Source organism: Parvibium lacunae (assembly GCF_003335215.1).
Lineage (GTDB): Bacteria > Pseudomonadota > Gammaproteobacteria > Burkholderiales > Burkholderiaceae_D > Parvibium > Parvibium lacunae.
The window spans coordinates 1-5315 of the sequence record NZ_QPGB01000009.1 but is presented as its reverse complement, the minus strand read 5'-3'; the positions used below and the strand labels follow the sequence as shown (position 1 = coordinate 5315).

Genomic DNA, 5315 nt, shown 5'->3' with positions numbered 1-5315 from the left:
TTTAACACCAGTGATCGGGCCACCATGCTGCGGCAGTTTGCGGGGAATGGGGATGCCAACCAAACCAATGCGGTGGTTAACCAAGCCCGCCAAGCAGCGCGTGATGGCAGCGTTAAAGCGGTTGATGCATACCAGCAAGCCACACTAGCGTGGATGCGCACGACCAATGGTGGACTAGCCACCAGTACGGCTGATCTGGATGTGGCGACATTAGGGGTGGGTGGCGCTGCCGTGAAAGGGGCCAAGGCCTTGGTCACCAAAGTCGGGGAAGTGATTGAAGCCAAGCTGGCCCAGAAAGCGGAACAGGCAGCGGCGGAGAAAGCGGCAAAGCAGACCGTTATTGAGAATAATGTTAACCGTGACGCTGACCTTACGAGTGGTTTAGTCCCTGCTGAACAAGTCAATAAAGCCTTTACAGAAAATGGCTATACCGCACCCTTTACAAAAGGCACTTATGTCAATGTGGGCGTTAGCAAACCGGGGCAACCTGCCAATATGGTGGTGTCAGATGGTCAAACAAAAGCGTTGGCAGATGGCAAACCTGCGGTAGGTGCATTTGCCACACCGGATGCAGTACCTTCTCAGCAATATGCGCGAGATACGCTGGCAATTACGCCGGGTATGAAGCCGGATGTGTCGAATGTGCAGCCGGTTGTTACCACCGGTAAGCCGGTTGTGACAGTTGAAGGGAAAATTGCGCCACAAGAGCCGATTGGCGACCATTCTGGGAATGGTAATCAAATCTTTTATGACTACCCCGCTGGCAGTAACCGCACTGACTATGTCAAACCCAATGGCCCTGCTCAGCCTTTGCCGGAAAAAACTGTCGTTAATCAACCAGTTGGTTTAGGTTCGACAGGTCGTACGATACCCAATAACTTAAATGAGAAACTAGCGATGGAGCAAGCGCTTTCAAATCCAGCAGTTGGTCGTTCGTTAGATATACCGATGACAGATTCACGTTGGCCAGCATCAGATGGATGGGTGAAAATGTCACAAAATATCAATGGTATTGAGATTCACTATTTAAGAAATACGAATACTGGTGCTGTTGACGATTTTAAATTTAAGTGATCGGACATGTATGCTTGCTTTGTGCGAATTCAATACTGGTAGGGCGATAGCTTTATCAGAGCGATATTTACATGAAATAGATGAAACAGAATTCTCCCCGTTAAAAATCGGAGAAAGTTACCTTGTTTATGGTTTGAAATTTATTTTTGATCGTATAGATTATTTGGTGTGTGCATCAGGCCAAAATCCCATGTGGGCGCCAAGCAGCTTATTTAAGCTGGTGGATACAAGAATTCCCGATAATTGGGAAATTTGTATGACTAAGTCAAATTCTGATTTTGCTTTACTCTATGATACGTTCAAGATTGATTGCGTAATTGGGTATCCCTCGTTAACAAATAATTACTCGCATTACATTGGATTACTCGAACGTAGCATAGACGAACTTCAGCGTTTTTTTGAAGAAAAGCATCGAGCTGATGCATGGTGGGATCTAACAGTACAAGAATGCACGTTTGTGCTCAACGCATCTGGAACTGAATTAAAAGAGTTGTTTGATGTAATTAACAGAGAGAGAGTTAGCTTAAGCGAACACAATAGTGTTACGAGTAGCATCAAACCCCAATCAGTTAAAGTCACAAACAATAACGGTGCTCTCTTATGGGAACGTAGCACCCCCACCCTAGCAGAATGGGGTGAAGTATGGATGCCCTCTGACATTGAAGATCGACTCAAAAAAGGCCAATACCAGTATGTGAATGGTGAAACCTCAGACACCATTACGGTTGTCTTTACCCCATATGGTGGCCTTGATTTTAATATCACATTCAATAAAATAAATGGACTAGTCATTGGCAAACCAAGTGAGGCACGCTGAACTTTCCACGCATCTTCATACCACCCCCCGCCAGCCCCTGTGGCTGGCGGTATTGTTTTGTCTGCTTGTTTCGCCTGTGCTGCAAACTAATATCCGAGCGGCCCAAGCTCACCAGCCACCGGTAAACGCAGCCCCCACAACCAAGCCTGCTGCAGGCAACCTGTCAACTCACCCTAGCGCGGGACTGCCTGCGCCAGTGGCCTTACTGGCGCCACGGCCTGTGGCGATGGCCCTTGATACAGCGCCTCAAACCCAAACCCTCCAAAGCACCAATAGCAGCAGCAACGCCAGCGTAGGCGTGACCATAGGGGTAGGGGGTCAACAAAACGGCATCAGCTTCCAGCTAGCCGCAGCGCAAGCGCGGGGGCGGAGCAACGGCAGCGAAACCACCTGGGACAACAGCCAGATCACCGCCAGCGAACAACTCAGCGTCAAGACAGGCCGAGACGCCAGCCTGCAAGGCGCCCAACTGGCTGGAGACCGAGTCAAACTTGACATCGGGCGCGACCTCACCCTACAAACCCTACAAAACCAAAGCGACTACCAAAGCAGCCAAAGCAGCAGCGGCTTCTCCCTAAGCCTCTGCATCCCACCCATCTGCTACGGCCAAACAGTCAGCGGCAGCCTCAACGTAGCGCGCAGCAGCCTCAACCACAACTACCTTAGCGCCGTTGGGCAAAGCGGCATAGCCGCAGGGCAAGGCGGCTTTGACATCAACGTCAAAGGCCACACCCAGCTCACGGGTGCCGCCATTACCAGCCAAGCCGCGGCCGAGCACAACCAACTGAGCACCGGCAGCCTCGCCAGCGTTGACCTCACCAACCGGCAACAGACCCAAAGCCAAAGCAACAGCCTATCGCTCAGCTACAACGGTGCTGCTGGCGGCATGGCCAACCTCACCAGCAACCTCAGCAGCAACCTCCTGAGCAACCTAGCCGCCCAAGTTGGGCTTCCCAAGAACGGCAGCCAAAGCAGCCAAACGCAGAGCGTCATCAGCCCCGCGACGATCAACATTAGCGGCACGGGGAATGCCCAAACCGACGCACAAAGCCAAGCGGTTGCCAGCTTACTGACGAGCCGAGATGCCAAGACTGCCAACCAAAGCCTGACCAACACCCTGAGCCTGCAACAAGTTGGCGAACTTGAACGGCAACAAAGCAAACAACGAGAAAACCTGCAAGCGGCCCAGATTGCCGGACAAGCCCTCTCACAAATGATTGGAGACTATGCCCAAGCACAACAAAAAGCGCTACAAAAGCAAGCCCTAGCCGAAGGGCGTGACCCCAGCTCAGTCAAAGCCTGGGGCGATGGCTCCACAGAAAAGACCCTGCTACACGCCATCAGCGGTGCGATCACGGCCAAACTGGCTGGCACCAGTCTGGCGGCCGGCGCGAGCGCAGGGGCCTTACACGAACAACTAACGCCGGTGCTCACACAACTTACGCGAGAGTTACTGGGAGATGGGCCACAGCGGCCGAATCTAACCGGGCTAAGCCAAGCCGAACAAAGCGCTGCCCTCAAAGCGTATGACAAAGCAGTACAAGAGCATGACAGTGCCAGCAAAGGCCTACAAACGCTCAGTAATACCCTGCTTGGGGTAGCTGTTGGCGCGGTCATTGGCAACAACGTACAAAGCGCTGCCCAAGCGGCCCAAGCGACGTATAACGCCGAGATGTTTAACCGGCAGTTGCACCCGAGTGAGTTGAATAAAATCAAGCGTTTAGCAAGCAGTTTTGCTGGCAACAGCATGAGCGTAGAAGAAGCCGAAGCTCGGCTTACTCGTCAAGCGCTGAAGATGGTTGATAAAGAATGGAATACAGTGCTAGCCGGCAATGATGAAGCCGCGCTTAAATTTTTAAAAGCGAACAGCGGCAGCTTTACTGCCGATGGCCAAAACCACACTTATTTCCAAGAGACCGATCTAAATCGCTACCGAAACAGCAATCTTTTTGTTGACACTACTCGCGGTAGTCAAGCGCAGATGTATATCAATGCGGTGGTGGTGGGTAATGATCCGAGTGTTCAAGCCGCCAGAGCCAATAAAACGGCAGAAACAACAGGAGCAGCGGCCGGGATGATTGGATCGGTTGTTGGCATGGTAGCTGATACTGCCAAGACAGCACTACAGCTAGTGCAATTGCGTGGCGACCTCAAGAGCAGTGACCCGGATGCACGCAATCAAGCCCAAGCCCAAATCGACCAGATGGCTACCAAGTTTGTGGGGTTCTTTGCGGATAAACCGGTTGAAACCGCTAAGCAATACGTGAATGACCAACTTGATCGTGCAGCCATGCTGCATGCACAAGGGGAATACGCGCAAGCTAAAAAGATTGAAACCGATCTGGCTTTGGGCGTGATCGGCACCGTAGCAGGTGGCACGACAATCATTAGAGATGCTGGGAAGTTGGCAGGAAATGTGGGGAAAATAGTTGTCAAACAAGCGGACGGGGCATTAGAGCGAAGCGCGCAAACTACTTTACTGAAATCGGGTGGCGCTTATACGCCTGATGGTAATCCCTTGTTGGACATGTCCAAACTCACTAACGAGCAAAAAGGCGCGATGGGCGATCTGTTTGGCGGCAATACTGCCAAACAGATTGTGCCAGATGGACAAAAAATTGCCCGTATGCCGGGCGTGGGCGAAACCGGGATTGATGACCTTTACAAAGTGAATCGCCCCGACGTTGATTACGTTACCGTAGAATATAAATTCGTCGGTGATAATAAAGCTAAAGGCAGCAGCCGTTTGGGCAGCACTAACGATGGCAAGCAGGGCAGTGAGAGCTGGGTGTTGGGATCGGGTCGGTTGGAGAAAGCAGTTGGTGATCGTACGATTGCTGCTGATGTTGCCGATTCAGTCAAAGCGGGTCGCGTCGAATCTTGGGTTGTTACAACCCGTTCGGATGGCTCTACCTTTGTGGAAGTGCTGGATGCGGCAGGTAAACCCAAGCCGATTGATACCTCTAAAATTATTTTACCGAAACGCAATCTGTCAGGAGCGCAAGAATGATTCGCGCACCGATGGGAGATCAGGCGTATTGGGATAAATGGGCAAAATTCAGCGAAGAGAATATTTTAAAAGACTTAGAGCAACTCAAAGGCCTATCGCGCAATCCTGGATATCGCCCGCAGTTTGTCTGGGATTTATCTAAAGAATATCCACGCCAGATATTGACGCGCTACTCCCGTGGCGACGCCATTAGCGAACTGGGACAGCACTTTCTCGGTTTGTTAGATGCATGGGAGTTATCGAATAAGCTTGCTGCTGAACTCAATGCGCAACTTCAACCCGGGCAGGGGTGGGATCATCGACGTTTACTGGGTGCGCCACAAGTTAGCGACGATAGTCGTAGTCACAATGATCCGCGTAGCTGGGTGTTTGACTTGACCAACCTCAACCACTACAACTGGTGCTTCTGGCTAG

General features: G+C 51.4%; 4 protein-coding genes. All 4 read left to right on the top strand.

Going from position 1 to position 5315, the window contains the following annotated elements; translation table 11 throughout:
- The coding region (locus DU000_RS13035) for a hypothetical protein (RefSeq protein WP_240001899.1) at positions 1-1074 on the top strand (1074 nt) is incomplete at its 5' end.
- Positions 1046-1891: a hypothetical protein gene (locus DU000_RS12455; protein ID WP_147267028.1), complete on the top strand. Its 846-nt coding sequence runs from the start codon at positions 1046-1048 to the stop codon at positions 1889-1891. The genes DU000_RS13035 and DU000_RS12455, both read left to right, overlap by 29 nt.
- A complete protein-coding gene (locus tag DU000_RS12450) occupies positions 1878-4901 on the top strand; it encodes a hemagglutinin repeat-containing protein (protein ID WP_114403741.1) in 3024 nt (1007 codons plus the stop codon). Before DU000_RS12455 ends, DU000_RS12450 begins: the two co-directional genes overlap by 14 nt.
- On the top strand, positions 4898-5315 hold a 418-nt coding region (locus tag DU000_RS12445; RefSeq protein WP_114403740.1), incomplete at its 3' end, for a PoNe immunity protein domain-containing protein. The genes DU000_RS12450 and DU000_RS12445, both read left to right, overlap by 4 nt.